Here is a 25497-nt window from a genome sequence, read left to right as displayed (position 1 = left end):
ACGGCGTCAGCCGTTCGGGGTGAAGACGGCCCGCACGCAGCCGTCCTGCTTCTCCTTGAACAGCTCGTAGCCGTGCGGGGCCTCGTCGAGCGGCATCACGTGCGTGGCGAGGTGCTCGGTGACGAGGGCACCCGCCGCCATGTGCTCGAGGATCCGCGGGATGTACCGCGGGCCGTGCACCTGCGCCCCGCCGAACCGCAGGCTCTTGTTCATCAGCGCGCCGAGCGGGAACTTGTCCACCATCTCCGCGAAGACCCCGAGCACGAACACGCTGCCCCCCTTGCGGCAGGACATGATCGCCTCCCGGACGGCGGTCGGCCGATCGGTCTGCAGCCGCAGCTGCTGCTTGACCTGGTCGTAGACCCCCTGCGGGCCCGGGCTGTGCGCCTCCATGCCGACCGCCTCGATGCACACGTCGGGCCCTCGCCCCCCGGTCAGCTCGCGCAGCTCGGCGGCGACGTCGGTGCTCGTGTAGTCGATCGTCTCCGCGCCGATGACCTCCCGCACCTGCTGGAGGCGGTCCGGCAGCCGGTCGATCACGACCACCCTCTCGGCGCCGACCAGTTCGGAGATCCGCGCCGCCAGCTGGCCCACGCCTCCGGCCCCCCACACGGCCACCGTGTCGCCCGGCCGCACGCCGGCCAGGTCCACACCGGTGAAGGCGGTGGGCGCGGCGTCGGAGGCGAAGAGCGCCCGGTCGTCGGACACGCCGTCGGGCACCACGAACGTGCTGCCGTCGCCGTACGGCACGCGGATGTACTCCGCGTGGCTGCCGGCGTAGCCACCGACGGCATGCGAGTAGCCAAGGCACCCGCCGATCGCCTGCCCCCAGAGGCCCTCGGTGATCCCCGGGTTCGGATTCGCGTTGTCGCACAGGGAGTACAGCTCCTGCGCGCAGTACCAGCACGAGCCGCAGGCGACGAAGGAGGAGACGACCACCCGGTCACCGACGGCGCGGTGCCGTACCGCCGGGCCCACCTCGACGATCTCGCCCATGAACTCGTGGCCGATCACGTCGCCGGCCCGCATGAACGGGATGTAGCCGCTCAGCAGGTGCAGGTCCGACCCGCAGGTCGTCGTCCGCCGCACCTTGACGATCACGTCGTGGCCGTTGAGCAGCGTGGGTTCGGCGACGTCCTCCACGGACAGCTGGTTGACACCGGTCCAGGTCAGGGCCTTCACAGCACGCCCTCCTTCGGGGCCCGGGCCGCGGCACCCTCCAGGACGCGTCCCTGCGGGGTCTCCGGACGCCGCCCCTCGGGCTGGGGCTCGATGCGCAGCACCTCGCCCGTCTCGATCAGCTGCTTGGCCTGCCTCAGCGCCTCCCGAAGTTTCCCGACCCGCTCGTCGGTCGCATCTGCGGGGGCGGTGAAGCGGGCGGCCAGCTCGGTGCCCTTGCCGGCGGGAGCCGGCGTCGTCCGCACCTCGATGCGGTCCCCGAAGGCCGCCAGCGGCGCCGGGAGATCCGGCCCGGTGCCGATCCGGTCGGTGAGCACGGTGACCGCACGCCATCGGCGGGCGGCGACCTCCGGTGAATCCTTGGCCGACGCAGTCCCCACCCCCGGGAGACGCAGGCTCTGCGCGCGGCCGAGCAGCGCGCCCCCGGCGCTCGAGGCCACCTCGGAGATCCGGGACAGCAGGGACGACGTGGCCATGGCGTTCCTCTCGACGACGGTGGGGGCCACCTACCCCGCCGTCCGGCGGGACGAACCGGCCTACGCTTGGTGCGTGCCGACGCCGTCGTTGATCCTGTCCCGCCGCGACCTGGACTTCCTGCTGCACGAGTGGCTCGACGTCGAATCGCTGACCAAGCGGCCGCGGTTCGCCGAGCACTCCCGCGAGACGTTCGACGCGGCGATGGACCTGGCCGAGCAGATCGCGACCGACCACTTCGCGCCGCACAACCGGACCGCGGACGAGAACGAACCGCACATGGTCGACGGCCAGGCGGTGCTCATCCCCGAGGTGGCCAAGGCGCTGGAGGTGTTCACCGACGCCGGGCTCATGGCCGGGTCCTTCGACGAGGAGTACGGCGGCATGCAGCTGCCGCACACCGTCGGGCAGGCGGTGTTCGCCTGGTTCAAGGCGGCCAACGTCGGGACGTCGGCCTACCCGTTCCTCACCATGGGCAACGCCCGGCTGCTCCTCGCCCACGGCACCCAGGAGCAGATCGACACCTACGTGCGCCCCGAGCTCGAGGGGCGCTGGTTCGGCACCATGGCGCTGTCGGAGCCGCAGGCGGGGTCGTCGCTGGCCGACATCACCACCAGGGCCGTGCCGCAGGACGACGGCAGCTACCGGCTGACCGGCAACAAGATGTGGATCTCCGGCGGCGACCACGAGCTGACCGAGAACATCGTCCACCTCGTGCTGGCCAAGATCCCCGGCGGACCGCCCGGCGTGAAGGGCATCTCGCTGTTCATCGTGCCGAAGTTCCTGGTGAACCCCGACGGGTCGCTGGGCGAGCGCAACGACGTCGTCCTCGCCGGCCTGAACCACAAGATGGGCTACCGCGGGACGACGAACACGCTGCTGAACTTCGGCGAGGGCGTGCACACGCCTGGTGGGCAGGCCGGCGCGGTGGGCCACCTCGTGGGCGAGCCGCACCGCGGCCTGACCTACATGTTCCACATGATGAACGAGGCGCGGATCGGCGTCGGGGTCGGCGCGACGGTGCTCGGCTACACCGGCTACCTGCACGCGCTGGAGTACGCCCGCACCCGCACGCAGGGCCGCCCGGCCGGGGCCAAGGACCCGGCGTCTCCCATGGTGCCGATCGTCGAGCACACCGACGTCCGCCGGATGCTGCTGGCCGCCAAGTCCTACGTCGAGGGCGGCATGGCGCTGGGGCTGTACTGCGCCCGCCTGGTCGACGAGGAGCAGACGGCGGAGACGCCGGAGGAGCGGGAGCGCGCCCACCTGCTGCTGGACATGCTGACCCCGGTCGCCAAGGCGTGGCCCTCGCAGTGGGGCCTGGTGGCCAACGACCTCGCCATTCAGGTGCACGGCGGGTACGGGTACACCCGCGACTACCCGGTCGAGCAGTTCTACCGGGACAACCGGCTCAACCCCATCCACGAGGGCACCCAGGGCATCCAGTCGCTGGACCTGCTGGGCCGCAAGGTGGTCATGCAGGGCGGCGCCGGGCTGGCCCTGCTCGGGAAGACGATCACCTCGACCACCCGCCGGGCGGCCGGCACGGAGTGGGCGGGTTTCGCCGCGGACCTGGACGCCGCCGTGGCCCGCATGGGCGCGGTCACCGCGGCGCTCTGGGGAACCGGCGACCCGGACCTGGCCCTGGCCAACTCGCACGTCTACCTGGAGGCGGCGGGGCACATCGTCGTCGCCTGGCTGTGGCTGGAGCAGGCGCTCGCCTGCGAGGGGTCGACCAGCGACTTCCACGAGGGCAAGCGCCGGGCCGCCCGGTACTTCTGGCGGTGGGAGCTGCCGCGGGTGGGCCACCGCTTCGACCTGCTGGAGTCGCTCGACCGCACCGTCCTGGACACGCCGCCGCACGTGCTCTGAGCCCCGGAGACGACCGAGCCCCGCTCGCTCCGGGCGGAGCAGCGGGGCTTCGGTGGTCCGGCGGTCTCGCCGGGGTGGTGCCTGCGGGACGGCGACTACGCCGCGGCGCGCACCGGCTCGGCGGAGCCGTGCCGCGGACGCTCGACGGTCTGGGCGCGCTCGGCCTCGTACCGGGCGGTGGAGCGGGTGCCCATCGCGATCACCAGGGCCGTCAGAACCAGGAACCCGATCAGGGTCACGGCCGGCCACAACATCATTCTCGTTCTCCCCCTGCAGTCGGATGCGCCGCCGGGACAGGGGCGGCGCACGTCGTCGGACGCTGTGTCCCCCGTCCGACGAGGTCTCAATCGTCGAATCCGATACATCACCTGACGGAGTGTGACCAGCTTCACGGTCATCGGTCGTTGTCTCGCCCAACTTGAGCGGGGCGACGGCGTGGTCTGATCGACGGGTGCCCCGGTCCTCCCCGCCACCCGTACCGGGCACTCCCGTCCGACCCGGCCTGCTCGTCCTCGCGCTCTCCCTCGGGGTCACCACGCTCTCGCTGCTGCAGAGCCTCGTCGTCCCCGTCCTCGGCACGATCGAGGACCAGCTGGACGTGTCCCCCGGCGCAGCCGGCTGGGTGCTGACGGCCAACCTGCTGGCCGCGGCCGTGCTGACCCCCGCCCTCGGCCGGCTCGGCGACCTGCGGGGCGAGCGCCCGGTCATCCTCGGCATCCTGGTGGCCGTCGCACTGGGCACGCTGCTCGCCGTCGTCACGACGTCGCTGCCGCTGCTGCTGGTCGGTCGCATCCTGCAGGGCGCCTCGTACGGCCTCTTCCCGCTCTCGATCAGCGTGCTGCGTCGCGAGCTGCCCGAGCGGCGCCTCGGCGTGGCCATGGCGATCGTCAGCAGCACCCTGGCGGTCGGCGGGGTCGCCGGCCTCGTGGCCACGGGCCTGCTGGTCGGGAACGGCGGGGACTACCGGCGGCCGTTCTGGATCGGGCTGGCCGTCACCCTCCTCTCCCTCGCGCTCGCCGCCCGGGTCCTGCCGCGCCGGCCGTCCTCCGGCACCGGCCGGGTGGACTGGTGGGGGGCGCTGGTCCTGGGGATCGGGCTCGTGCTGCTCCTCCTGCCGCTCTCGCAGGGCAACGCGTGGGGCTGGTCGTCACCCGGCGTCCTCGGCTGCCTGACCGGCTCGGCCGTGGTCATGGCCGGTTGGGTGGTCCTCCAGCGACGGACGGCGCAGCCGCTCGTGCGCCCGGCGATGCTCGCCGACCGGCGCACCATCGTGCCCAACATCGCCGGGCTGATGAGCGGGGTCGCCCTGTTCACCTCGTTCCTCGCGCTGCTGCAGTACGTGCAGGTCCCGGAGGAGGTCACCGGATACGGCTTCGGCGCCACCGTGCTCGAGGCATCGGTGGTCTACCTGCTGCCCGGAGGCGTCGCGGGGATCCTGGTCGCGCCGGTCGCCGGCACGGTGGTCAGCCGGGTCGGGGCGCTGCCGACGCTGCTCGCCGGGGCGGCCACCGGCGTCACGGGATTCCTGCTGCTGGCCTTCCTGCGCGGCGAGCCGTGGCTGGTCGTCGTCGCCGGGGTGCTCACCCAGCTGTCGGTGACGATCGCCTACGCGGCGCTCCCGGCCCTGGTCGTGCAGGCCGTGCACGAGGACGAGACCGGCGTGGCGAACGCGGTGAACTCCATCGCGCGGGCGGTGGGCCAGGCGCTGGGCAGCACGGTGGCGGTGACCCTGATCGCCGCCAGCTACGACGCCGGCACCGGGTACCCGGGGGCCGGCGCCTTCACCGGGGTCGCACTCGTCGGGGCGCTGGCCACGCTGGTGGTCGTGCTGGTGGCCGCCATCGGCATGGTGGCCGACCGCCGCGGCGGCACCGGACGCCGGGCCGATCCGCTCCGCCGAGTGGAGGAGGCCACCGCCCGGGCGGGCGAGTGGTCACCGGTGTCCGGCATCCGCTGAGGTCAGCGGCGCGACCGGACCGTTACCGGCGCGCACGGCATGGAACAGGATCGTCCGGGGCATCCAGAGCGGGAACACTTCCGCCCCGCCACGCCCGACGGAGGACTTCCATGGCTCGATCGACAGGCTCCTCGAGCCGCGCAGCCGAGACGCGCTTCTCGGACAACCAGGCCGGCGACCCCGCGCCCGAGAACGACAAGATCAGCGGCACCCGCGCCGACTACGCGCCCACGGGCGCCAACCCGAAGCCGACCACCGGCGGCACCCTCAAGCGCACGGCGTCGGAGTTCAGCGAGGACGACCTCACCGACTGGGCCGCCGCGCTCACCTACTACGGCGTGCTGGCGCTGTTCCCCGCCCTGACCGCGCTGGCGGCGATCGTGGGCATCTTCACCACCCCGCAGCAGCTCACCGATGCGCTCACCGCGGTCGTCCCCCAGTCCGCGGCGGAGACCCTCGGGCCGGTGATCGACCAGGTCGCGGGGAACAACAGCACCGCCGGCTTCGCCCTCGTGCTCGGTCTCGCCGGTGCCCTGTGGACGGCGTCGGGCTACGTGGGCGCGTTCACCCGCGCGGCGAACGTCGTCTACGAGACGCCCGAAGGCCGCAAGATCTGGAAGCTCAAGCCCCTGCAGCTGCTCATCACGCTGGTCGGCATCCTGTTCGCCGCGCTCATCGTGGCCATGCTGGTGCTCAGCGGCCCGGTCGTGGACGCCATCGGTCAGGCCATCGGCCTCGGCGACACCGTGCTCACGGTGTGGACCTGGGCGAAGTGGCCGGTCATCCTCGTCGTCCTGGCGCTCATGATCGCGGTGCTCTACTACACGACCCCCAACGTGAAGCTGCGCGGCTTCAAGTTCGTGAGCCCCGGCGCCGGCGTCGCCATCCTGGTGGCCGTCGTCGCCTCGGCGCTGTTCGCCTTCTACGTGGCCAACTTCGGCAGCTACAACGCCACCTACGGTGCGCTGGCCGGCGTGGTGATCTTCCTGATCTGGTTCTGGCTGATCAACCTGGCCCTGCTCTTCGGCATCGAGCTGGACGCCGAGATGGAGCGGACCAAGGAGCTGAAGGAGGGCGTGCCGCGGGCGGACAAGGAGATCCAGCTCGACGCCCGCTCCGACCCCAAGGACCAGAAGACGACGTAACCGCCGCACCACCGCACGCGCGTCGGCCCCCTTCCCGTCCGGGAGGGGGCCGACGCGCGTCGTCGGCCCACCGTCCTCGCCGTGCCGCGGCCGACCGCGCGGTGGACGGAGCGGACGGCTGCCGTACCGCGAGGTCGGGTCGGCGGCCGCTCACCTGCCGGTTGAGGTCTCCTGCTCCGCGGGTAGGGGGCAGCGGTGACCGAAGCGACAGCGACGTCGGACTTCTACGACCTCGAGGCACTCCTCGACGAGGAGGACCGGGCGCTGCTGCACCGGGTCCGCGCCTTCATGGACACCGAGGTCCAGCCGATCATCAACGAGTACTGGACCCGCGCGGAGTTCCCCCGCCAGATCATCCCCGGGCTCGCGGAGCTCGGGATCGCCGGCACGCAGTTCTCCGGCTACGGCTCGCCCGGCAAGTCGGCCCTGCTCGACGGCATGATCGCCATGGAGCTCTCGCGCGGCGACCCGTCGGTCTCCACCTTCATGGGGGTGCACGGCGGCCTGGCCATGGGCTCGATGCACCTGTGCGCCTCGGAGGAGCAGAAGGAGCGCTGGCTACCGGCCATGGCGCGCATGGAGCTCATCGGCGCCTTCGGGCTCACCGAGCCCGACTCGGGCTCCGACGTCGCCCGCGGCCTGCGGACGACGGCCCGCCGCGACGGGGACGCGTGGGTGCTCAACGGGCAGAAGAAGTGGATCGGCAACGGGAGCTTCGCCGACCTCGTGATCATCTGGGCCCAGGACGTCGACACCCAGCGGGTGCTCGGCTTCGTCGTCGAGCAGGGCACCGAAGGCATGTCCGCCGTCGACCTCGAGGACAAGATCGCCCTGCGGGCGGTGCAGAACGCCGTCATCACGCTGGAGGACGTGCGGGTCCCGGAGGAGAACCGGCTGCAGGAGGCCAACGGCTTCAAGGACACCGCCAAGGTGCTGAGGACGACTCGCGCCGGGGTCGCCTGGTCGGCGGTGGGGTGTGCCCGCGGCGCCTACGAGCACGCGCTGCGCTACGCCGGCGAGCGCACCCAGTTCGGCAAGCCGATCGCGAGCTTCCAGCTGGTGCAGGACCTGCTCGTGCGGATGCTGGGAAACATCACCGCGTCGGCGGCCCTGTGCATGCGGCTCTCCCAGCTGCAGGACGCCGGCCGGATGACCGACGAGCAGGCCTCGCTGGCCAAGGCCGTGAGCACGGTGCGCATGCGGGAGACCGTCGGCTGGGCCCGCGAGCTGATGGGCGGCAACGGCATCCTGCTGGAGCACGACGTGGGCCGGTTCGTCGCCGACGCCGAGGCCATCTACTCCTACGAGGGCACCCGCGAGGTGAACACCCTCATCGTGGGCCGGGCGATCACCGGCGTCGGCGCGATCGTCTGAAAAGGACCCCGCTGCCCCCCACCACTCGCACGCTCGCGGCGGGCCCCTGCAGCGGGGCCACAGGAATCAGTTCCGTGGGTCCGTGCGGTCGCGGAGGGCGGCCAGGGCGGGGGCGTACATGCGGGCCTTGATGGTGCCGAGGGTGTCGCCCGCCTTGCCGGCCAGCGAGCCGGCCAGCTCCACGGCCGTCGCCCGCACGGCCTGCTCGTCGACGGCACGGTCGACGATGCCCGCCGCCGCGGCCTCCTCCCCGCCGTAGCGGCGACCCGTCGTCATCGCGACGTGCGCGGTCTGCGGGGTCAGCCGCGCCTGGATCAGGGCGGACATCCCGCGGGTGAACGGGATGCCGATGTCGGCCTCGGGCAGGCACCAGAAGCCGCGGTCGGCACGCATGACGCGCAGGTCGTGGGTGAGGGAAAGCATCGCGCCGGCGGCGAAGACGTGCCCCTGCAGCGCCGCGACGGTGATCACCGGGAGGGCGAGCACGCGGGCCAGCAGCTCGTGCACCCGCAGGACGTAGTCCTCGTGCTGGTCGGCGTGCGCGAACAGCCAGTCGAGGTCCAGCCCGTTCGAGAAGAACTTGCCCGTGGCGGCGGTGACCAGCGCGCGGGGGCCCTCGGCACCCTCCACCTCGTCCAGCGCCGCCTCCACCGCGGCGAGCCAGTCGGGCGAGAAGCGGTTCTCGGTGTCGCCGAGGTCGAGCAGGAAGACGTCACCGGAGCGGTCGAGCAGGGGCACGGGATCTCCTAGGGGTCGAGCGGGCAGTCGAGGACGGCGCCGACGGCGGCCGCCAGTCGCCGGCGGGTGAGGGGCTGCACCCGGCCGGCGCGGATCTCGGGGAGGACCAGCGCCGCCGGGAGCTGGACCACGCAGATGGTGACCACGTCCACCGCCGCCCGGTCGGTGCGGTCCCACACCGCGCGGGCGAGCCGGCGCAGCACCGCGGCCAGGTCCCGGTCGAGGCCGCGCAGGTCGGCGACCACCGCCTCGGGCACGCCGTCGGTCAGCAGGTCGTCCCGCCGGAGCTCGGTGAGCAGCCGGGCGGCGGAGGGCTCGATGGCGTGCAGCCGGGCGGGCGAGTCCGCGGCGGCCCGGACCGCCGCCACGGGATCGCCCGCGTCCAGCTCCGCCTCGACGGCCGTCCGCTGCACCTCGAGGAACTGCCGGGCGCGGTGCAGCCAGGTCCGCGCGACGACGTCATCCACCGATCCGAACGCGTGGTAGATGCTGCCGTTCGGCACCCCGGCCCGGCCGGCCAGTGCCCGCACGGTGAGGTTGGCCCGGCCCCGCTCGATGACCAGCTCCTCCGCGGCGTCCAGCAGCGCGCCGGGCGGGTGGAGCCGTGGACGAGCCATACCAGTAGTAGAGCACGTGCTCCATTACCGGTCGCTCACCCGGTGCCCCACCACCGCCGCGCCGCCTCCTCCGGGCTCAGCCCGTCCAGTTCCACCGCGCGGTTGAGCTGCACCAGGTCACCGGTGGTCAGCAGCGCACTGGTCGCGTCGAGGGCCTCCACCAGCCGGGGCCCGAACCGGTCGACCACCTCGGTGCGCACCATGGGCACGACGTTCTCCCGCGGCTGCAGCCCCAGGTCGTCCACCAGCAGCATCACCGGCGCCACCGCCAGCCGGGCGTCGGTCGTCTCCAGCAGGCCGACCTGGATGGAGCCGGCGAGCAGCGCCTCGACCGTGGCGGCCCGGGACGGCATGGCCAGCACCTCGGCGAACTCGAGCCCGTAGACCTCCGCCAGCCCGGGCAGGCAGAGCGGCCGGTCGGGGCACTCGGGCGGGCCACCGAAGGCCAGCTCCGGGGCGAGCGGCACCAGCTCGGACAGCCGGCCCACGTCGTGCTCCGCAGCGAAGGCGGTGGTGACGGCGAACCCGTTCTGGTCCTCGGCCCGCGCGGCGTCGAGCACGAGGACACCGCGCCCCCCGAGGGTCCGGGACAGGACCGCGTGCATGCCCTCCGGCGTCTCGGGCAGATCGGGGAAGGCCGGGCGGGCGAACATCGTCGCGGTCCCGAGGTAGTCGACGACGACGTCCACCACGTCCTGCTGCAGCGCCGGGGCCACGACCTCGCGGGTGCCGACGCCGTGCTGCACGGTGACCGGCAGGCCCGCGCGGCGGACGGCCTCGGCGTAGACCTCCACCAGGATCTGGTTCTCCTGGAAGTCGTAGGAGGCGAACCGGATGGTGCCCGTCGGGCTCGTGGTCGCCGCCGGCCCCCGCTCGCACGCCGCGAGCAGGAGGAGCAGAACCACCCCGAGCAGGGCGGCCGGACGATGTCGCACGACGCGTATCCCCTCTCGCGGGGCGGGCGGGGTCACCGTAGCGCCGCGGGGAGGCGAAAGGGGATGGCCCCGACCCGCTTCGCGGTGCACCATCTGCCGACATGGCGTCCCTGCCGCAGGCCCCGCCGGGACCGGGGCGCCCGGGCCCGGTCCCGCGCCCGGCTCCCCCGGCGATCGCCCGCGTCCGCAGCCGGCGCCGCCCGTCGGGTGAACCGCCGCCGCTGCCCCGGGCCCTCAACGCCTCGGGCCGGTTCTGGCTCGGCCTCAGCGGCGTCGTCCTGGTCGTGTGGGCGGTGGTCGTCGTCACCGGCACGATCACCGTCTTCGACGTCGTGGACACCCGGATCCTGCAGGCGGTCAGCGAGCTGCGCTCCCCCGGGCTGACCGAGGTCGCCGAGGCCGCCGGGATCCTGGCGACGGACGAGGCGATCCACGTGCTGTGGCTGAGCAACCTCGTCCTGCTCGCGGTCTTCCGGCGGTGGCGGCACCTGTTCGTGTGGCTGGGCGTCGGCCTGCTGGTGGCCAACGTGGGCGCGTTCCTCGCCATCACCCTTCAGCGGCCCCGCCCCTTCGAGGTGGAGATCATCGGCGACTGGTCCAGCTTCTCGATGCCCTCGCTGCCGATGACCGTGCTGGCCGCGTTCCTGCTGAGCACGGTGTACGCCCTGGTCCCCCCGGGGCGGTGGCGCACCCGCGGCAAGTGGGCGGTGGGCGGGCTGCTGGCGATCACCGCCGCGTCCCGGATCTACCTCGCGCAGGACCACCCCACCGGCATCCTCGCGGGCATCGTGCTGGGCGTCGCCGTCCCGCTCGCGGCGTTCCGGCTCCTGACGCCCAACGCCGTCTACCCGGTCCGCTACACCCGGGCCCGGCCCGCGCACCTGGACGTCTCCGGGGAGCGCGGCGAGGCCATCGTCCGCGCCCTGCACGACCAGCTGGGCGTGCTGGCCACCGAGGTCGTCCCGTTCGGGTTGTCCGGGTCGGGCGGGTCGACCCCGCTCAAGATCTCGGTGAAGGCCGCGCCCGCCGCCGAGGGCGAGGAGAGCTGCATCTTCGGCAAGCTCTACGCGGCCACCCACGTGCGCTCCGACCGCTGGTACAAGCTGGGCCGGACACTGCTGTACGGGCGGCTGGAGGACGAGAAGCCCTTCCACACCGTGCGCCGGCTGGTCCAGTACGAGGACTACATCCTGCGGCTGCTCTCCGACGCCGGGCTGCCGGTCCCCCATCCCCTCGGGATCGTGGAGATCACCCCGGAGCGGGAGTACCTGCTGGTCACCGAGTTCATCTCCGGCGCCAAGGAGGCCGGAGAGGCCGAGATCGACGACTCGGTCATCGACCAGGGCCTGTCGGTCGTCCGCCGGATGTGGGACATCGGCATGGCCCACCGGGACATCAAGCCGGCCAACCTGCTGGTGCGCACCGGCACGCTGTTCGTGATCGACTCCGCCTTCGCCGAGGTGCGCCCCAGCCCGTGGCGGCAGGCGGTCGACCTGGCCAACATGATGCTGGTGCTGGCGCTGCGGACCGACGCCCAGCGGGTCTACCGCCGGGCGCGGCTGCAGTTCTCCGACGAGGAGATCGCCGAGGCGTTCGCCGCGACCCGCGGGCTCACCATGCCCACCCAGCTGCGCCGGATGCTGCGCCAGCAGGGGCGCGACCTGCACGCGGACTTCCTGCGCCTGCTGCCCTTCCGGCTACCCCCCGTCCGCATCCAGCGGTGGACCTGGCGCCGGTTCGGGCTGACGCTCGTGACACTGGCCGCCGTCGTCGTCGTGGGCGCGATGAGCGTCACCGTCCTCGGATCACCGCTGTGAGCCGCGCCCGCCCGTGGCGGCCGGTGCTGCCGGCCGTCCTCGGCCTGTTCATGCTCTCGGGCTGCGCCGGCGCGGACCCGTTCGGCAGCAGGCTCGTGGCCTGCGCGGAGGGCGACGACGGGACGCCGTCCAACGGCGTGGTCCTCATGGCGCAGGCGGTGCCCAGCGCGTCCTGGGTCCCCTGCCTGGAGGGGATGCCGCTGGGCTGGCACCTCTCCGACGTGGACGTCGACCGCGGCTCGGCCCGCTTCTGGCTGGACTCCGACCGCGACGGCATGCGGGCCATCGAGGTGCGGCTGACCGAGTCCTGCGACACCGAGGGGGCGACGGAGATCCCCAGCGACCGGGACGGGATGCGCCGGCTGGAACGCGTCACCCAGGTCAGCCCGCAGTACGTGGGGCGCCGCTACTACCTGTTCGAGGGCGGGTGCGTCACCGTCGTCTTCACCCTGTCCGGCGAGAACCGCGGCGAACCACTGGCGGTCGCCACCCAGGGCCTGGGCGCCGTCCCCCGCGCGGAGCTGCAGGCGCTGGTGCACGAGAAGAGCGGTGGCCGGCTCGACCTGGACCCACCCGCCACCGGAGGGGGCGACTGATGACCGCCGTGGGGTCGCCTCCCGAGGCCGACGTCCCCCGTGCCCGCCGCGCCGGCTGGCGGCGATGGCTGGGACCGCTGCTCTCGCTCGCGCTCGTCGTCGCCGTCTTCGCCTGGTTCCTCCCGCAGTTCACCAGCGTCTCGGCCGTCTGGACGTCGATCCGCGCGATGACGTGGGCGGAGGTGACCCTCCTGCTGGGAGCGGCGGTGTGGAACCTCGCCACCTACCAGTTCCTGGTCATGACGACGACGCCCGGACTGACGTTCCGGCAGGCCACCGTCGCCACCGAGACGGCGACCGCGGTGTCCAACACGGTGGTGGGCGGGGCCGCGATCGCGCTCGGGCTCACCTACGCCATGAACTCCTCGTGGGGGTTCTCCCGGTCCCGCACCTCGGTCTCCCTGCTGGTCTCGGGGCTGTGGAACAACTTCGCCAAGCTGGGGCTGCCGGTGGTCGCCCTGGTGCTGCTCGCGTTCACCGCACCACCGACCACCGGCCGGCTGGTCGCCGGGCTGCTGGGGGTCGCGGCGCTCGTCGCGGTCGTCGTCGTCCTCGGTCTGCTGCTGCGCAGCGAGGCCGCGGCGGCCCGGATCGGCACCGGCGCCGCCGGGGCCGCGACGGCGCTGCGGCGGGTGCTCGGCCGGGGTCCGGTGAGCGGATGGGACCGGGCCACCACCAAGTTCCGGGCGCGGACCGTGCTGCTGCTGCGCGCCCGGTGGCACGTGATCACCCTGGCCACGCTGGTCAGCCATCTCTCGCTGTTCCTGGTCCTCGTGCTGGCCCTGCGTTCCGTCGGGGTGGGCGCCGAGGAGGTGTCGCTCGCCGAGGCGCTCGCCGTCTTCGCCTTCGCCCGGCTGCTGACGGCGATCCCGTTCACCCCCGGCGGCCTCGGGGTCATCGAGCTGGCGCTGATCACCGGGCTCGCCGCGGCCGACGGGGCCCGGGCGGACGTCGCGGCGGCCGTGCTGATCTACCGGGCGCTCACCTTCGTGCTGCCCATCCCGGTCGGCCTGGGCACGTACGTCTTCTGGCGGCGGAACCACTCGTGGCGGCGCGCCCCCAACACCGCGCCGCGCACCGATCTGGTGCCCGAGACGGCCTGAGCCACCCGGTCTGCCGGGTTCGGGGTGCTGTGGTTCAGTGAAGGGCGTCACACCTGCGCTGGGGGGAACGGCGCGCCTGCCGTCCCCGAGCGCGCCCGGCGCAGCGCAGCGCTCGAAGGAGAACTCGTCGATGGCCCAGCCCGCGACCGATCCGGCAGCACCCGAGAAGAAGAGCCCGCCGAAGGCGGCACCCGAGCGCCCGGCCGACCCCCCGGAGGAGGCCGTCGAGGGGGCCACCGGCCTGGACATGGTGCTCGTCGACGCCGCCCGCGGCCCGCTGCGCCGCCTCGTACCGCCGGCCGGGACCGCACTGCGGTTCGGCACCAGCCTGGCCCGGCAGCCCGGCACGCTCGCCCGCCGCGGCGGCGAGCTGGCCCGGGAGCTCGGCCTGATCACCCTGGGCCGTTCGGAGCTGGCGCCCGGCAAGAAGGACAAGCGGTTCGCCGACCCCGCCTGGACCGGGAACCCGCTGCTGCGCCGGGCGATGCAGACCCACCTCGCCGCTGCCCGGGCCGCCTGGGAGCTGATCGAGGACGCCGGCCTGGACTGGCAGGACGACGAGCGGATCCGGTTCACCGCGACCAACCTGGTCGACGCGCTGGCCCCCAGCAACGTCCCGGTGGTCAACCCCCTGTCGCTCAAGGCGGCCATCGACACGGGCGGCATCAGCGCGCTGAAGGGGGTCGGCCGCATGGTCCGCGACCTGGCCAACCCGCCGCGCGTGCCGTCGATGGTGGAGCCGGACGCGTTCACCGTGGGCGAGGACCTCGCGTCGACCCCGGGGACGGTGGTGTTCCGGACGCCGGTCTTCGAGCTCATCCGGTACACCCCGACGACGGAGACCGTCCGCGAGGTGCCGCTGCTCATGGTCCCGCCGACGATCAACAAGTACTACATCGCCGATCTCGCGCCGGGCCGCAGCATCGTCGAGCACTACGTGAACAGCGGCCAGCAGGTGTTCATGATGTCGTGGCGCAATCCCGACGAGCGGCACGCCGAGTGGGGCCTGGACACCTACGGGCAGGCGATCATCGATGCGATGGACGCCGTCGAGCGGGCCTCGGGCAGCGAGCGGGTGGCCCTGCAGGCCTTCTGCTCCGGCGGGATCATCACCGCGATGGTGCTGGCCCACCTGGCGGCCATCGGGCAGCAGGACCGGGTGGCCGCGGCGAGCTACGCGGTCACCGTGCTCGACTGGTCGCGTGCCGGCACCATCTCCGCGCTCATGGACGAGGAGGCGGTCAACGCCTCGACGGAGAAGTCGCGGCGGAAGGGGTACCTCGACGGCGCCCAGCTGGCCGAGGTCTTCGCCTGGCTGCGCCCCAACGACCTGATCTGGAACTACTGGGTCAACAACTACCTGCAGGGCAAGCCGCCGCCGAACTTCGACATCCTGTTCTGGAACGCCGACACGACCCGGATGACCGCCGCCCTGCACCGGGACTTCATCGACATCGCCGTCGGCAACGCGCTCACCGAGCCGGGCAAGGCGACGATGCTGGGCACGCCGGTGGACCTCTCGACGGTTCCCGTCGACTCCTACATCACCGCCGGGATCGCCGACCACCTCTGCCCCTGGCAGGCCTGCTACCGGTCGACCCAGCTCCTCGGCGGCGACAACCGGTTCATCCTGTCCACCAGCGGGCACATCGCCTCGCTGGTGAACCCGCCGGGGAACCCGAAGTCCACCTTCCAGGTCGCCTCGGACACCCCCGCCGACCCGCAGGAGTGGCTGGCGCGGGCCGAGACGGTGCAGGGCTCCTGGTGGCCGGACTTCATGAGCTGGCTGGGCGAGCGGTCCGGCGACGAGATCGCCCCACCGGCGGCCGGGGACCTCGAGGAGCTGGCCGACGCACCCGGTACCTATGTCTTCGACAAGTAGCCCGGAGCCGCCCGCCCCCGGGCGCGCGGACGTCGTCCGCACGGTGACCGTGGGCCGGCGCACCCTGCGGGTCTCGGTACGGCACGGGACGGATCCGTCCGTCCCGGCCCTGCTGCTGATGAACGGCATCGGCGCCAGCCTCGAGGTGCTGCAGCCTTTCGTCGACGCCCTCGACCGCAAGCGCAGCGTGATCCGCTTCGACGTGCCGGGCGTGGGCGGCTCGCCCCGACCGGTCGTCCCCTACAACCTGCCGACGTTCGGCCCCGTGGTGACCGGCATGCTCGGCCGGCTGGGCTTCGACGACCCGGTCGACGTCCTGGGGCTGTCCTGGGGCGGCGGCCTGGCGCAGCACGTCGCCGTCCAGCACCGCAGACGGGTCCGCCGGCTGGTCCTGGCCGCCACCGGGACCGGCTCCCTGATGGTTCCCGCCCACCCCCGGGTGCTGGCGAGGATGCTCACCCCCCGCCGGCACCGCGACCCCGGGTACGCCCGGAGCATCGCCGGGGAGATCTACGGCGGCACGATGCGCGCCGATCCCGACCGGGCCGCACGGGCGCTGCACTCGGCGTCCCGGCTGGGCCCGCGGCGCGGCTACTACTACCAGCTGGCCGCCAGCACCGGGTGGAGCAGCCTGCCCTTCCTCCGCCTGATCCGGCAGCCCACGCTGGTCGTGGCCGGGGACGACGACCCGATCATCCCGGTGGTCAACGCGCGGATCATGGCCCGGCTCATCCCGGACGCGCAGCTGCACGTGTACGACGGCGGGCACATCGCCCTCATCACCGAGGCGCACGAGCTGGCACCGGTGATCGAGGGGTTCCTGGACGGCTGACCGCCGGTCCCGCCCGGTCGCTCAGCCGCGCCCGGTCCGGATCCCGACGTGCCGCTCGTAGGCCTCCAGGACGTCGTCGATCAGCTGGGCGTGCGTGTAGTTCATGACGTCGTAGCCGGCGGCGTCCCGGCTGCCGGGCTGCACGTGCACGTCCAGCCGGGCGTCGCCCGCGTCCACCGGCGCGTGGGTGCCGGGCCCGCGCCGGGCCGGCTCCCGGGTCTGGATGCGGTAGCGGAACGGCGCGTCCCCGTCGGCCTCCGCCGTGAGCTCGACGTAGGCACCGCCGAGGTCGTCGACGACCCACCGCGCCTCGGAGGACAGCCCCCGCGCCCGCAGCTCGGCCGCCACCTCCTTCAGCGCCGGCCGGGCGGTCTCGTGCAGGTACTCGTCGGCCCTCTCCCGGCCGGTGGGCAACGGTTCCCGGCGCCGTCGCAGCCGGGCCCGGCGGCGGGCCGCCGGCCGGCGTGAGGCGCCCACCCGGTGCCGGCTGCCGGCGTGGTCGGCCTCGCTGCGCAGCGCGCGGTAGAGCCCGACCATGACCAGCACCATGACGAACCCGAACGGCAGTCCCATGATGATCGTCGCGCTCTGCAGCGCCGGCACGCCACCGACCAGGAGCATCGCCGCGGTGAGGACGCCGGTGGCCACGGCCCACAGGATCCGGACCCGGGCGTCCGCGTCGTCCTGCGGTCGCCGGAGCCGCGAGGACAGGTTGGCCATGACCAGCGCCCCCGAGTCGGCGGACGTCACGTAGAAGAGCAGCCCGACGAAGGTGGCGATCGAGGCGACGACGGGGAAGGCCGGGTAGTCCATCAGCAGCGTGTAGAAGCCGCGCTCGGGGGTGTTCATGGCCGTCTCCCCGAAGGCCGCGTCCCCCTGCCGGATCCGGTCGATGGCGCTGTTCCCGAAGATCGACACCCACATCAGGATGTAGCTGAACGGGATGAGCAGCGTGCCGACGACGAACTGGCGGATCGTCCGGCCGCGGGAGATCCGGGCCAGGAACAGCCCGACGAACGATGCCCAGGCGATCCACCAGGCCCAGAAGAACAGCGTCCAGCTGCTGAGCCACCCCTCCGGCGGGTCGAAGGCGAAGGTCTGCATCGTCAGCTCGGGGAAGCTGCTCACGAAGTCGCCGACGTTGAGCACCAGCCCGTTGAGCAGGAACGCGGTGTTCCCGGTGACGAGCACGAAGCCCGCCAGCCCCAGCGCCAGGAGGACGTTGAGCTGGGAGAGCCGCTTGATCCCCCGGTCGACCCCGCTGACCGCGGAGACCGTGGCCACGAGCACGGCCAGCGCGATCAGCCCGATCTGCGCGGCCCGGCCCTCGGGGATGCCGAAGAGCACGGCCAGCCCGTAGTTCAGCTGGACGACGCCGATGCCCAGCGAGGTGGCGACGCCGAAGATGGTGCCGAGGACGGCCGCGATGTCGACGCCGTCGCCCAGCGCACCGTGCACCCGCCGGCCGAACACCGGGTAGAGCACCGACCGCACGGCCAGGGGCATGTTCATCCGGTAGGCGAAGCAGGCCAGCGCCATCCCCATCAGCGCGTACATCCCCCAGCCGCTGATGCCGTAGTGGAACAGCGTCCACACGGTGGCCTCGCGGGCGGCCTGCACCGTCTCGCCCTCGCCGACCGGAGGGGCGAGGTACTGGGTCACCGGCTCGGCGACGGCGAAGAACATGAGGTCGGTGCCGATGCCGGCAGCGAAGAGCATGGCCGCCCACGCGAAGGTGCCGAACCGCGGGGTGGAGTGCTCCGGGCCGAGCTTGACCCGCCCGTACCGGGAGAAGGCGATGCCCAGGACGAAGACGAGGACGGCGGTCGCGAACGCGATGTAGAACCAGCCGAACCACTCCGACGTCCAGCCCACCAGCGAGCCGATGGTCTCCGCCGCCGACGTCGGGCTGAGCATCGCCCAGAACGCCACGACGAGGACGCCGGCGACCGACCCGTAGAGCACCCGCGGCTTCACCCGGCCGCCGGCCGCGGGCTCGGTGCCGGCCGGCCGGGCTCCCGGATCGCTCATCCCCGCCCGCCCGCCGGGACGGTGCGGAGCGCTGACCACGACCTCGGGAACCCGTTCACCGTGCGGATCGTGGCACATCCGGTCGCGTCGGGCGCGCCGCCGACCGGCGCCCGGGCCGTCGGCCGGGGCGTTCGCCCCCCGGTTACACCGGGCCGACCGCCTCGGTGCGGCCGAGCAGCGCCCCGGCCTCGGCCGCGGGCATCGGGCGGTGGAGCAGGTATCCCTGGGCCTGGTCGCAGGCCTGCGACCGGAGCCGCTCCAGCTGCTCGGGCTCCTCGACCCCCTCGGCGACGACGGTCAGGCCGAAGGTGTGCGCCGCCCGGATCATCAGCGCCACGAGCTCGCGGTGCGCCGGCTCGGCGGACCCGACGAAGCTCCGGTCGATCTTGAGCGTGTCCACGGGCATGTCCCGCAGCTGGCCGATCGAGGTGTAGCCGGTCCCGAAGTCGTCGATGGCGATGCTGACGCCCATCGCGCGGAGCTCGGAGAGGTGGTCGAAGGCGACCGGGTCGTCGACCAGCACCGTCTCGGTGACCTCCAGGACGAGCAGCCGGGCCGGCAGCCCGGACGCGGCCAGCGCGTCGGCGACGTCACCCACCACGCGCCGGTCGGCGAGGTGCCGTCCGGAGATGTTGACCGCGACCGTCGGCCCGGGCTCCCCCGGTCGGGCCGGGCACTCCGTGCGCCACTGCGCGAGCTGCCGGGTGGCCTCGTGCAGCACCCAGCGGTCCACGTCACCGATGAGGCGGGAGCCCTCGGCCACCGGGATGAACCGGTCCGGCGGGACCATCCCGTGGCCCGGCCGCTGCCACCGCACCAGGGCCTCGTAGCCGGTGAGGCGGTCGGAGGCCACGTCGATGACCGGCTGGTAGTGCAGCTGCATCTCGCCGTGCGCCAGGCCGTGGGCGATCGCCGCCTCCAGCTCCGCGCGTTCGGTGAGCTGCAGCCGCAAGGTCTCGTCGAAGATCTCCGCCCGGCCCCGGCCGTGGGCCTTGGCGCGGTACGCCGCGGTGTCGGCCTCGGCGAACAGCACGTCGGCGTCGGTGCTGCCGTCGCGGCTGACCGCCACCCCGATGCTCGCGCCGATGCGCACAGGGGTGCGGGCGACGGTGATGGGCTCGCTGACCGACCCGATCAGCCGGTCGGCGAGGTCGAGCAGGTCGTGCTCGCTGTGCACCGGCTCCACCAGCACGACGAATTCGTCGCCGCCGAGCCGGCAGACCACGTCCCCGGGCCGCACGGCGGCGCGCAACCGGCGGGCCACCTCGCGCAGCACCTCGTCGCCGGCCGCGTGCCCGTGCGCGTCGTTGACCGCCTTGAACCCGTCCAGGTCGACGAACAGCAGGCCGGTCATCTCCCCGGAACGACGGCCCCGGTGCAGCGCGGACGTCACGAGGGTGACCGCCTGCGCCCGGTTGGGCAGCTCGGTCAGCGGGTCGTGGGTGGCCTGGTGCGCGAGGGCGAACTGGAGCTCCTCGCGCTGCCGGACCGAGTGCACGATCTCCCGCACCGACGCGTGCACGACCTCGCCCAGCGGACCGGGGAGCGGCTGGTCGAGCAGGGCGTTGTCCAGGTCGCCGCGGGCCACCGCCTGGGCCTGGTCCTGGATGCGGCGCAGCCCGGCCACGGCGGACCCGAGCGCCGCCGACACGGTGCGCACCTCGCGCGGGCCGGCGACCTCGACCTCGACCAGCGAGCCCTGGCTGATCTGGGTGGCCTGGCCGGCCAGGAGGCGCAGCGCCCGGGCGACGCTGCGGCCGAGCAGGAGCGCCCCGAGCACCGACGCGGCGAGCAGGCCGGCGCCCAGGACGAGGACGGACTGCAGGCGGTCGTTGGCCCGCTCGCGGTCGGCGGAGACCAGCGTCTGCGCCTCGTCCACGGCCGTGGCGACGAGCTCGGCGAGCATGGTGCTGCGCTCCTGGCTCTGGAAGAGCAGGGAGGCGATCTCCGGGAGCGCGAGCCGGGTCGCACCACCTCCGTCCACACCGCTGGACAACACCCCGTCCACCCGGGTGACGAGGTCGGAGCTACGCACCTCCCGCCACGCCTCCTGGAGCGACTCCGAGGAGAGGTCGTCCATCTGGCGCTGCGCGTCGGTGTAGTCGAGCCAGGCGGTCTGCCAGGCGGTCGTCGAGCCGACCAGGTTGCCCCCGCCGCCGACGAGCAACGAGCCCAGGAAGAGGGGCATCTGGCGGCTCGCGGACTGGGTGAGCTGGGCGATCGTCTGCACGTCGCGGATGGCTCGCAGGGTGGGCCCGGGGACGCCCTCGGCCGTGGCGGCGGCCGCCGTGGCCTTCTGCGCGGTCATCAGGTCGGTCGAGACGGTGAGGAATCGCAGGTACAGGGCCTCGATGTCCAGGGCGCCGGCGTCGCCCTCCGCGCGGAGCGCCGTCAGATCGGCCTCTGCCCGCTCGGCGGCCGGCCCGCCGATCGACCCCGGCGGGATCTGGCTCAGCGCACGGTCGGTGAGGGCCCGCGCCCGCTCGGCCTCGTCCTGTGCCGCCTGGCGCTGCGCGAGGAGGAGGAACTCGGGCAGGCCGAGCGCGCTGGCGATCGCCGGGTCCTCGATGACGCGGAGCGAGAGGATGGGGACCATCTCCTGCTCCGCGCCGCTCCGGGCGGCGTCGAGCAGGGCGAGGATCCGGACCGCCTCCTCGGCGCGCTCCGCGCTGGCTGCCTCGGTGGCCCGTGCCTGGGCGGCGGCGGTGGCGAGGACGACGACGCCGATCAGCGGCAGCAGCACCAGGGCGGCCAGGTACCGCCACAACGGCACCCCGCGCCGTCGGCCGCCGTTCGTCCGCCTCATGATCCGCACGTTCTCGTATCGGCACGTGCCCGCACGCCTTGAGACCCGGCCCACCCCGTGCGGGTGACGTGTCCGGGGTGGCGCTGCCAGGCACTTCCCAGCCCGCGCGCGCCGAACTGTCAGACCCCTGGTCGATCCTCGGCATCCAGCGCAGCACCGAGGAGACGACGATGACCCATCTGCCCGCCCGCCCCGACCACCCGAGCACCGCGTTCCCGTCCGCGGACCGGCCGCGCCTGCCGGGCCGGCTGCGGGGCCGTCGCCCCCTGGCGGTGCCGCCGGCCGCCGGCCGGTCGGGCACCGGGACGCGCTGACCCGAGGGCGCGCCCTCAGGCGGCGGGGCGCACCACGTGCGCGGTGCCGCCCGCGAACTCGCCGACCTCGAACCCCCGCAGGCGCAGGACGTCGGCCAGCGCCCGGTTCATCACCTGCTGCACCAGCTCCTGCGCCGCGGAGCCGGGCAGCTGCTCGACGCTCATCCGGTCGTGCTGGCGCCAGGTGAGCACGATCCCGCCGAGCCCCGGCTCCGGGCTCAGGCAGACCCCGCCGACCGCGCGACCGTCGCCGGTGGGCTCGTGCAGCTGCAGGCCCGCCTCCGCCAGGGCGGCCGTGACCTCGACGACGAAGGTCGCGAGCGGGTCGTCGTCGGGGAATCCGGCGTCCCAGTCCTCCGGCAGCCGGTCGAGCTGCTCACCGAGGTGGCCCAGCCACGCCCAGTCCTGCGGCGAGGGGCGCCGGCCCAGACCTCCGTCGGGCCGGCGCACGCCGTAGACCGGCCGGACCTGGCCCTGGTGCGCCGGCTCCTCGTGCGACGGGTTCTCGAGCGCATCGGCCGCCCACACCGCGTCGGCACGGTCGGGGTACGGCCCGGCGACGATCCGGCCGGATCCGGCCTCCTCGTCGACCAGCCACCAGCCCTGGCGGACGGCACCGCCGACGACAACTCCACTGCTGGACGCAGCATTCACGAACGACCACTCCCTGGAACGTGGCCGGCGCTGGGGAAGTGCACCGGCCACCGCGCCCATCCATGTGCGCGGTGTCCTCACACGGTAGGTCCCGGCGGGCGGGTGGACGACCAGCCGCGACCGGCCGGGTACGCCGCGTTCCCGAATCGTTGTCGAAGCCATCGACGCCGCACGGTGACCCGCTGCCGCACCGGGGAACATGTCGACAGGTCCGGCCCCGTCGAGCGTGGCGCTGCCCCGGACACCGCCGATGACCCCCGTCCCGCGTCGCCGCGAGCGGCGTGTCGGCGCCTCGGGGTCAGGACCGCGCGGGGCTCGGGAAGGAACGGTCGCCGAACAGGACGCGGCGCGCCGCGGCCCGGCCGACGGGGGTCCTCAGCAGCGCGAAGGCCGCCGTCGCGACCGCGGGTGTACGGACCTGCGCCAGCCCGTGGCGCAGTGCGAGCCGTCCCCGGAAGGAGGTGCGCAGGGCCGCTCCGTCGTAGCGGTCCAGAGCGGCCGCCCGACCGGACCGCAGGGCCTCGTCCAGGACCTCCGCGGCGTGCTCCGACAATCGCAGGCACGGATCGAGGCCGCCGGCCGTGAGCGGGGAAACCGCGCCCGCGGCATCCCCCACCAGCAGCCCCCGCGGGCAGCCGATGCGGCGCAGGAGACCACCGACCGGGATGGGGCCGCCGCGGCGTTCCACCTCGGCGGGCCGCTGCACGCCGGCCAGGCCGGGGGCCGTCGCACCGAACCTCGCCACGGCCCGCCGGAGGCCCTCGGGGAACCGCCGGGGATAGCCGGCCACGCCGACGTGCGCGTGCTGCCCGTCGTTGACCACCCAGGCCAGGTAGCCCGGCGCGAGGCTCGGGTCGAGCACGCAGTGGAACGCCGGGACCTCCGTGCCGGCGGGGACGGCGAAGACCTCCTCGGCACCGACCAGCAGGTGGTCGTTGCGGTCCAGCGCGAGGTCGCGGGCCACGCCCGAACGGGCCCCGTCGGCCCCGACGACGTACCGGGCGCGGATCCGCCGCGGCCCGGCCGGCCCCTCCAGCGCGTAGACGTCGGCCCGCCGGCCGACGTAGCGGGTGCCCAGTTCCATCCGCACGCCGGCGCGGACCGCGGCGCGCGCCGACGCGGCGTACAGCGGCCCCATGTCCCCCACCCGGTACTCGTCGCGGTCGCTGTCCAGGGTCACCGGGCGGCGCAGCGACGGCGGGTAGAGCACCACGCGGCGGATGGCCGGCCCGAGGCAGTCCGGGGGGAGCGGGAAGTCGTCCAGCGTCTTGCGGACGAAGATGCCGGTGGTGCGGACGGCACCGGTGAGCGCCGGGCGGCGCTCGGCCAGGAGCACGTCGTGCCCGCCGCGGGCGAGCAGCGTGGCGGTGTGCAGCCCGGCGAGACCGGCGCCCACGACGAGCACGTCGACGAGTTCCGCGTCCCGGGTCACCGGTTCGCCGCGACGGCCTCGTCGGGGACCCACTCCAGCAGGTCGCCGGGCTGGCACTCGAGCACCCGGCACATGGCCTCCAGGGTGGCGAACCGCACGGCCTTGGCCCGGCCGTTCTTGAGCACGGCGACGTTCGCCGGGGTGAGCCCGACCCGTTCCGCGAACTCCCCCACGCTCATCTTGCGTCTGGCCAGCTCCACGTCGATCCGCACGACGATGGGCATCAGATGACCGCCTCCATGTCGGCCCGCAGGGTCGTCGCCTGCCGGAGCAGCGCCCGGAGCACCACGACGAGCAGGCCGATCACCGCGCCGACCAGGAGGGAGAGGAGCAGGAGCGCCGGCAGCACCGGGTCGTCGCTGACCTCGTCGACGATGAAGTAGTAGGCGCAGACGAAGGTGCCCAGGAGCATTCCCCAGCCGACGACGACGGCCCGCACGATGCCGTTCACCCACGGCATGGCGCCGGCGCTGAAGATGCGGTCGTCGGTGACCAGCGTGAGCAGCTTCCAGGTGCACACGAGGACCACCTGGACGCACACGAGCGCCAGGACCGCGGCCACGAGCATCGTCCACCGCATGAACGACCGCTCCGGCGTCGGCTCGGCCAGGTCGGGCAGCAGCTCGGGAAGTGCCCACACCTGCGCGGCCACGAGGCCGGCGAACACGATCCCGAGCAGGATCCGGAGCGGGAGCACCACTCGGCGCAGATGCGTCATGCGATCGACTCTCGTGGGATGCCTATCGAATGTCAATCGATACACGCCGACAGTCGGCATATCTGACCCGGCCGGAGGAAACCGGGTCCGCCCCACGGCCGGACATGGCAGGCTCGTCGGCGTGACCAGCACGTCCCCCGCCGACCAGCGTCTCCGGGATCTCGCGCGGCTGCGGGGTGTCCGCGACCGGATCGACCGCGAGTATGCGCAGCCGCTGGACGTCGAGGCCCTGGCCCGCGGTGCGCACATGTCCGCCGGGCACCTCAGCCGCGAGTTCCGGGCCGCCTACGGCGAGTCGCCCTACGCCTACCTGATGACCCGGCGGATCGAACGGGCCATGACGCTGCTGCGGCGGGGGGACCTGAGCGTCACCGAGGTCTGCTTCGCCGTCGGCTGCTCGTCGCTGGGCACGTTCAGCACCCGCTTCACCGAGCTGGTCGGTATGCCGCCCAGCGTCTACCGGCGGCAGGAGGGCCGGGCGACGGTGGGGATGCCGCCCTGCGTGGCCAAGCAGGTGACCCGACCGGTCAGGCCCCGTCGATCGATCAGGAATGGAGAAGCCCCGACCTCCGCGCCGTCCCTAGCGTGATCGGCATGACCACCAACGGCACGGACATCACCATCCACTCGAGCTTCCTCCCGCACACCGACCCGGACGCCTCGCTGGCCTTCTACCGCGACGTCCTCGGCTTCGACGTCCGTCTCGACGTCGGGTACGAGGGGATGCGCTGGATCACGGTCGGCCCCGCCGGCCAGCCCGACACGGCCATCGTCCTGCACCCGCCGACCGCCTCGCCGGGCCTCACCGACGAGGACAAGCGCACCATCCTCGAGCTGATGGCCAAGGGCAGCTTCTTCGGCGTCAACCTGGCCACCCCCGACCTCGACGGCACCTTCGCGACGCTGGAGGCCGCCGGCGCCGAGGTCGTCCAGGAACCCACCGACCAGCCGTACGGGGTGCGCGACTGCGCCTTCCGCGACCCCGCGGGCAACATGATCCGCATGCAACAGCTCAGTTGAG

General features: G+C 73.5%; 24 protein-coding genes. 12 read left to right on the top strand and 12 right to left on the bottom strand.

What is annotated here, in order from left to right:
- Positions 1–6 precede the first annotated feature (6 nt).
- Both BM142_RS19315 and BM142_RS19310 read right to left on the bottom strand, forming a co-directional pair.
- Positions 7–1182: a zinc-dependent alcohol dehydrogenase gene (locus tag BM142_RS19315; protein WP_092202282.1), complete on the bottom strand. Its 1176-nt coding sequence runs from the start codon at positions 1180–1182 to the stop codon at positions 7–9.
- A complete protein-coding gene (locus tag BM142_RS19310; RefSeq protein ID WP_092202389.1) occupies positions 1179–1655 on the bottom strand; it encodes a hypothetical protein in 477 nt (158 codons plus the stop codon). The genes BM142_RS19315 and BM142_RS19310 overlap by 4 nt, the downstream gene beginning before the upstream one ends.
- On the opposite strand from BM142_RS19310, the gene BM142_RS19305 reads away from it, so the two are divergent.
- On the top strand, positions 1654–3525 hold the full coding sequence (locus tag BM142_RS19305) for an acyl-CoA dehydrogenase (RefSeq protein WP_092202280.1): 1872 nt from the start codon (positions 1654–1656) through the stop codon (positions 3523–3525). The genes BM142_RS19310 and BM142_RS19305 overlap by 2 nt on opposite strands.
- Positions 3526–3620: 95 nt before the next feature.
- Here the strand turns inward: BM142_RS19305 and BM142_RS24710 are convergent, their stop codons facing one another.
- On the bottom strand, positions 3621–3782 hold the full coding sequence (locus tag BM142_RS24710) for a hypothetical protein (protein WP_175527364.1): 162 nt from the start codon (positions 3780–3782) through the stop codon (positions 3621–3623).
- 194 nt (positions 3783–3976) lie between these two features.
- Between BM142_RS24710 and BM142_RS19300 the strand changes: the two genes are divergently transcribed.
- From BM142_RS19300 to BM142_RS19290, 3 genes are all read left to right on the top strand, one after another.
- Positions 3977–5482 carry an MFS transporter gene (locus BM142_RS19300; protein WP_092202278.1) on the top strand — a complete coding sequence of 502 codons (1506 nt, stop codon included), beginning with the start codon at positions 3977–3979 and terminating at the stop codon, positions 5480–5482.
- Between the two features lie 110 nt (positions 5483–5592).
- Positions 5593–6627 (top strand): YihY/virulence factor BrkB family protein, encoded by a 1035-nt coding sequence (locus BM142_RS19295; RefSeq protein WP_092202276.1) that lies wholly within the window; start codon positions 5593–5595, stop codon positions 6625–6627.
- Positions 6628–6822: 195 nt separating this feature from the next.
- Positions 6823–8001, top strand: a complete 1179-nt coding sequence (locus tag BM142_RS19290) for an acyl-CoA dehydrogenase family protein (RefSeq protein WP_092202274.1) — start codon at positions 6823–6825, stop codon at positions 7999–8001.
- 66 nt (positions 8002–8067) lie between these two features.
- On the opposite strand, the gene BM142_RS19285 is transcribed toward BM142_RS19290, so the two are convergent.
- Genes BM142_RS19285 through BM142_RS19275 form a run of 3 tightly spaced genes read right to left on the bottom strand, consistent with a single transcriptional unit; the run spans position 8068 to position 10291 of the window.
- Positions 8068–8739 carry an enoyl-CoA hydratase-related protein gene (locus BM142_RS19285; RefSeq protein WP_092202272.1) on the bottom strand — a complete coding sequence of 224 codons (672 nt, stop codon included), beginning with the start codon at positions 8737–8739 and terminating at the stop codon, positions 8068–8070.
- A gap of 8 nt (positions 8740–8747) precedes the next feature.
- A complete protein-coding gene (locus tag BM142_RS19280; RefSeq protein WP_092202270.1) occupies positions 8748–9356 on the bottom strand; it encodes a TetR/AcrR family transcriptional regulator in 609 nt (202 codons plus the stop codon).
- A 35-nt stretch (positions 9357–9391) separates the two neighbouring features.
- Positions 9392–10291 carry an ABC transporter substrate-binding protein gene (locus BM142_RS19275; protein ID WP_254791081.1) on the bottom strand — a complete coding sequence of 300 codons (900 nt, stop codon included), beginning with the start codon at positions 10289–10291 and terminating at the stop codon, positions 9392–9394.
- Positions 10292–10392: 101 nt separating this feature from the next.
- On the opposite strand from BM142_RS19275, the gene BM142_RS19270 reads away from it, so the two are divergent.
- The 5 genes from BM142_RS19270 (at position 10393) to phaZ (ending at position 16521) form a co-directional block, all read left to right on the top strand.
- On the top strand, positions 10393–12108 hold the full coding sequence (locus tag BM142_RS19270; RefSeq protein WP_092202266.1) for a phosphatase PAP2 family protein: 1716 nt from the start codon (positions 10393–10395) through the stop codon (positions 12106–12108).
- Positions 12105–12704 (top strand): hypothetical protein, encoded by a 600-nt coding sequence (locus BM142_RS19265; RefSeq protein ID WP_254791080.1) that lies wholly within the window; start codon positions 12105–12107, stop codon positions 12702–12704. Before BM142_RS19270 ends, BM142_RS19265 begins: the two co-directional genes overlap by 4 nt.
- Positions 12704–13807, top strand: coding sequence for a lysylphosphatidylglycerol synthase transmembrane domain-containing protein (locus BM142_RS19260; RefSeq protein ID WP_092202264.1), 1104 nt, complete (start codon positions 12704–12706; stop codon positions 13805–13807). The genes BM142_RS19265 and BM142_RS19260 overlap by 1 nt, the downstream gene beginning before the upstream one ends.
- Before the next feature lie 130 nt (positions 13808–13937).
- Positions 13938–15689 carry a PHA/PHB synthase family protein gene (locus BM142_RS19255; protein WP_092202262.1) on the top strand — a complete coding sequence of 584 codons (1752 nt, stop codon included), beginning with the start codon at positions 13938–13940 and terminating at the stop codon, positions 15687–15689.
- On the top strand, positions 15673–16521 hold the full coding sequence (gene phaZ / locus BM142_RS19250) for a poly(3-hydroxyalkanoate) depolymerase (RefSeq protein WP_092202260.1): 849 nt from the start codon (positions 15673–15675) through the stop codon (positions 16519–16521). Before BM142_RS19255 ends, phaZ begins: the two co-directional genes overlap by 17 nt.
- A 21-nt stretch (positions 16522–16542) precedes the next feature.
- On the opposite strand, the gene betT is transcribed toward phaZ, so the two are convergent.
- Together betT and BM142_RS19240 are read right to left on the bottom strand one after the other, a co-directional pair.
- Positions 16543–18552, bottom strand: a complete 2010-nt coding sequence (betT, locus tag BM142_RS19245) for a choline BCCT transporter BetT (RefSeq protein ID WP_092202385.1) — start codon at positions 18550–18552, stop codon at positions 16543–16545.
- A gap of 142 nt (positions 18553–18694) precedes the next feature.
- Positions 18695–21358, bottom strand: a complete 2664-nt coding sequence (locus BM142_RS19240; protein ID WP_139228951.1) for a putative bifunctional diguanylate cyclase/phosphodiesterase — start codon at positions 21356–21358, stop codon at positions 18695–18697.
- Positions 21359–21528: 170 nt separating this feature from the next.
- On the opposite strand from BM142_RS19240, the gene BM142_RS24915 reads away from it, so the two are divergent.
- Entirely contained in the window at positions 21529–21672 is a 144-nt protein-coding gene (locus BM142_RS24915; RefSeq protein ID WP_217640800.1) for a hypothetical protein, read from the top strand.
- 15 nt (positions 21673–21687) lie between these two features.
- On the opposite strand, the gene BM142_RS19230 is transcribed toward BM142_RS24915, so the two are convergent.
- From BM142_RS19230 to BM142_RS19215, 4 genes are all read right to left on the bottom strand, one after another.
- Positions 21688–22326, bottom strand: coding sequence for a hypothetical protein (locus tag BM142_RS19230; protein WP_092202254.1), 639 nt, complete (start codon positions 22324–22326; stop codon positions 21688–21690).
- Positions 22327–22624: 298 nt separating this feature from the next.
- Positions 22625–23758, bottom strand: coding sequence for an NAD(P)/FAD-dependent oxidoreductase (locus BM142_RS19225; protein WP_092202252.1), 1134 nt, complete (start codon positions 23756–23758; stop codon positions 22625–22627).
- The gene (locus BM142_RS19220) at positions 23755–23982 is read right to left on the bottom strand and encodes a helix-turn-helix domain-containing protein (protein WP_092202250.1); all 228 of its coding nucleotides are present in this window, start codon (positions 23980–23982) and stop codon (positions 23755–23757) included. Before BM142_RS19220 ends, BM142_RS19225 begins: the two co-directional genes overlap by 4 nt.
- Positions 23982–24476 carry a DUF2975 domain-containing protein gene (locus tag BM142_RS19215; RefSeq protein ID WP_092202248.1) on the bottom strand — a complete coding sequence of 165 codons (495 nt, stop codon included), beginning with the start codon at positions 24474–24476 and terminating at the stop codon, positions 23982–23984. The genes BM142_RS19220 and BM142_RS19215 overlap by 1 nt, the downstream gene beginning before the upstream one ends.
- Positions 24477–24597: 121 nt before the next feature.
- Here BM142_RS19215 and BM142_RS19210 point away from each other — a divergent pair, with 121 nt between their 5' ends.
- On the top strand, positions 24598–25065 hold the full coding sequence (locus tag BM142_RS19210; RefSeq protein WP_092202246.1) for a helix-turn-helix transcriptional regulator: 468 nt from the start codon (positions 24598–24600) through the stop codon (positions 25063–25065).
- A 5-nt stretch (positions 25066–25070) separates the two neighbouring features.
- Positions 25071–25496 carry a VOC family protein gene (locus tag BM142_RS19205; protein WP_092202384.1) on the top strand — a complete coding sequence of 142 codons (426 nt, stop codon included), beginning with the start codon at positions 25071–25073 and terminating at the stop codon, positions 25494–25496.
- Position 25497: the final 1 nt, after the last annotated feature.

Source organism: Blastococcus tunisiensis (assembly GCF_900112815.1).
GTDB classification, from domain to species: domain Bacteria; phylum Actinomycetota; class Actinomycetes; order Mycobacteriales; family Geodermatophilaceae; genus Blastococcus_B; species Blastococcus_B tunisiensis.
The sequence above is the reverse complement of the archived record's forward strand: the minus strand, read 5'-3'. Positions and strand labels throughout refer to the sequence as shown.

Excerpts from the sequence above, each read along its gene's own strand:
- BM142_RS19305 (WP_092202280.1), top strand. The coding sequence starts at position 1,654 with ATGGCGTTCCTCTCGACGACGGTGGGGGCCACCTACCCCGCCGTCCGG.
- BM142_RS19310 (WP_092202389.1), bottom strand. The coding sequence starts at position 1,655 with ATGGCCACGTCGTCCCTGCTGTCCCGGATCTCCGAGGTGGCCTCGAGC.
- BM142_RS24710 (WP_175527364.1), bottom strand. The coding sequence starts at position 3,782 with ATGATGTTGTGGCCGGCCGTGACCCTGATCGGGTTCCTGGTTCTGACG.
- BM142_RS19295 (WP_092202276.1), top strand. The coding sequence starts at position 5,593 with ATGGCTCGATCGACAGGCTCCTCGAGCCGCGCAGCCGAGACGCGCTTC.
- BM142_RS19280 (WP_092202270.1), bottom strand. The coding sequence starts at position 9,356 with ATGGCTCGTCCACGGCTCCACCCGCCCGGCGCGCTGCTGGACGCCGCG.
- BM142_RS19270 (WP_092202266.1), top strand. The coding sequence starts at position 10,393 with ATGGCGTCCCTGCCGCAGGCCCCGCCGGGACCGGGGCGCCCGGGCCCG.
- BM142_RS19260 (WP_092202264.1), top strand. The coding sequence starts at position 12,704 with ATGACCGCCGTGGGGTCGCCTCCCGAGGCCGACGTCCCCCGTGCCCGC.
- BM142_RS19255 (WP_092202262.1), top strand. The coding sequence starts at position 13,938 with ATGGCCCAGCCCGCGACCGATCCGGCAGCACCCGAGAAGAAGAGCCCG.
- phaZ (WP_092202260.1), top strand. The coding sequence starts at position 15,673 with ATGTCTTCGACAAGTAGCCCGGAGCCGCCCGCCCCCGGGCGCGCGGAC.
- betT (WP_092202385.1), bottom strand. The coding sequence starts at position 18,552 with ATGAGCGATCCGGGAGCCCGGCCGGCCGGCACCGAGCCCGCGGCCGGC.
- BM142_RS19240 (WP_139228951.1), bottom strand. The coding sequence starts at position 21,358 with ATGAGGCGGACGAACGGCGGCCGACGGCGCGGGGTGCCGTTGTGGCGG.
- BM142_RS24915 (WP_217640800.1), top strand. The coding sequence starts at position 21,529 with ATGACCCATCTGCCCGCCCGCCCCGACCACCCGAGCACCGCGTTCCCG.
- BM142_RS19220 (WP_092202250.1), bottom strand. The coding sequence starts at position 23,982 with ATGCCCATCGTCGTGCGGATCGACGTGGAGCTGGCCAGACGCAAGATG.
- BM142_RS19215 (WP_092202248.1), bottom strand. The coding sequence starts at position 24,476 with ATGACGCATCTGCGCCGAGTGGTGCTCCCGCTCCGGATCCTGCTCGGG.
- BM142_RS19205 (WP_092202384.1), top strand. The coding sequence starts at position 25,071 with ATGACCACCAACGGCACGGACATCACCATCCACTCGAGCTTCCTCCCG.